The sequence below is a fragment of the Cellulomonas sp. A375-1 genome (assembly GCF_001040865.1).
GTDB lineage: Bacteria > Actinomycetota > Actinomycetes > Actinomycetales > Cellulomonadaceae > Cellulomonas > Cellulomonas gelida.
The window spans coordinates 48,394-50,568 of the sequence record NZ_LFKW01000132.1 but is presented as its reverse complement, the minus strand read 5'-3'; the positions used below and the strand labels follow the sequence as shown (position 1 = coordinate 50,568).

3 protein-coding genes are annotated in these 2,175 nt (G+C 71.2%); all 3 read left to right on the top strand.

Annotation, left to right across the window (positions count from 1 at the left end; genetic code table 11):
• On the top strand, positions 1–1,433 hold a 1,433-nt coding region (locus CWIS_RS13660; RefSeq protein ID WP_231583897.1), incomplete at its 5' end, for a phage/plasmid primase, P4 family.
• 161 nt (positions 1,434–1,594) lie between these two features.
• A complete protein-coding gene (locus tag CWIS_RS13655; protein WP_048343859.1) occupies positions 1,595–1,834 on the top strand; it encodes a hypothetical protein in 240 nt (79 codons plus the stop codon).
• On the top strand, positions 1,831–2,175 hold a 345-nt coding region (locus CWIS_RS19015; protein WP_048343858.1), incomplete at its 3' end, for a hypothetical protein. The genes CWIS_RS13655 and CWIS_RS19015, both read left to right, overlap by 4 nt.

Here is a 2,175-nt window from a genome sequence, read left to right as displayed (position 1 = left end):
CCCCGGGCGGGACGACGTCCCGCATCGACGAACCCGCCACCTACACCGAGACCGACGACGGCAACGCCCTACGCCTCATCGACACCCACCACACCACCGTGCGGTACGTCCCCCAGCGCGGAACCTGGATCACCTGGAACGGGCACCGGTGGACCTGGGACGAAGCCGGCCGCGTCCACGAGCACGCCCGCACCATCGCCCGCGCACTGCCCAACCACGACCGCGAGTCACGCAACCACCGCAACAAGTCCCTGTCGCGCCGCGGCCTCGACGCCATGGTCGCCATCGCCCGCACCGACCCGCGCACCGTCACCCACCTCGCACACCTCGACGCCCGACCCTACGAGCTCAACACCCCCGCCGGCGTCATCAACCTGCGCACCGGGCAGCTCACCGCACCCGACCCCGCCGCCCTGCACACCCGCTCCACCGCCGTCGCCCCCGACTTCGACACCACACCCACCCGGTGGCTCGCGTTCCTCGCCGACACCTTCGCCGGCGACCCCGCCCTGACCACCTACATCCAACGGCTCCTCGGCGTCTCCCTCGTCGGCCAGGTCCTCGAGCAGCTCCTGCCCTTCGCACACGGCCCGGGGGCGAACGGCAAGACCACCCTCCTCGGCGTCATCCAGCGCATCGTCGGCGTCGGAGACGACGGATACTCCATCTCCGCACCCGCCGAGATGCTCCTGGCCACCCACCAGCAAGGACACCCCACCGAGCTCGCACGCCTCGCCGGCGCCCGCCTCGTCGTCACCTCCGAGCTCGAAGACGGCCAACGGTTCGCCGAAGCCCGCATCAAGCAGCTCACCGGCCGCGACGTCATCTCCGGCCGGTTCATGCGACAGGACTGGTTCTCCTTCACCCCCACCCACACCCTGTGGCTCCTGGCCAACCACCAGCCCGCCGTCCGCGCCGGAGGCCCCGCGTTCTGGCGGCGCCTGCGCCTCCTGCCGTTCGAGCACACCGTCCCCGCCGACAAGCGCGTCCCCGACCTCGAGGACCAGCTCGTCGACAACGAAGGCCCCGCGATCCTCGCCTGGCTCGTCACCGGCGCCGCCGACTACTTCACCCACGGCCTGTCCGAACCCGAGTCCGTACGCGCCGCCACCGACGCCTACGCCACCGACACCGACACCGTCGGACGGTTCGTCACCGACGAGTGCGAGACCGGCGACCCCAACGCCCAGCACATGCACGTCAAGGTCGCCGCCCTGCGCACCGCCTACGAGCGCTGGTGCCGCACCGAAGGCGAAGAGCCCGCCACCCCCAAGGCCTTCACCCAGCAGCTGCGCACCCGCTTCGGCGTCCAGTCCAACCGCGACATGCACGCCCGCTACTACGACGGCATCCGCCTCCTCGACAACCCGTCATCAGACCCCGAGGACGCGTCATCCGGCGAGCCCGCGTGGGGCCAGGAAGAAGGCTGGTGACCGACCCCATGACACATCCGTCATCGCCCCAACCCGCCCCCAGCCTGACCGGTCCGGGACGTGACACCGCAGGTCATGACACATATGACACGAACACCCAGGGTCAGCACGGAACACCGTCCATGACACATGACAGGTTCTGTTCAGTTGACCCGCCTTACGTGCGCGAGCACGCGAGCACAGGAGAGCCAATCGGCCCGCAGCTCGCATCCGTCATCGACAACCCCCGCTGGGCAGCCCTGCTCAACGCCGCCGACGACGACGAACACGCACTCGCCACCGCCTGGGACGTCTTCCGCGCCGCACTCGCCCAGTGCGACCACGGACCCGACGAACGCAACGCCACCCGCCGGCACATCGCCACCACCCTCATCACCGCCGCCGCCCGGATCACCCGATGACCACCCCGTACTGGCTGCAGGCCTACGCCACCCGCACCGGCCACGACCCCGCCCTCGTCGGCACCCGCGCCGTCCCCCGCTGGTGCCGCGACTGCCGGCGCCTCGTCATCGCCGGGTACGACTCACCCCTCATCGCCACCCTCGCCATCGTCGACCCCCACCCGTTGACACCCCAGCTCGAAGCCGCCGCCGTCATCCTCGCCCGCCCCACCTGGCGCCTGTGGGGCATCCCCGGCCACTACGAGCTCACCGCACGCACCCCCTGCACCCTGCGCGGCCTCGTCCTACCCCGCGCCGGCCCCGACGTCCTCGTCCTGGCCGCACACCGCTGCAACCACCCA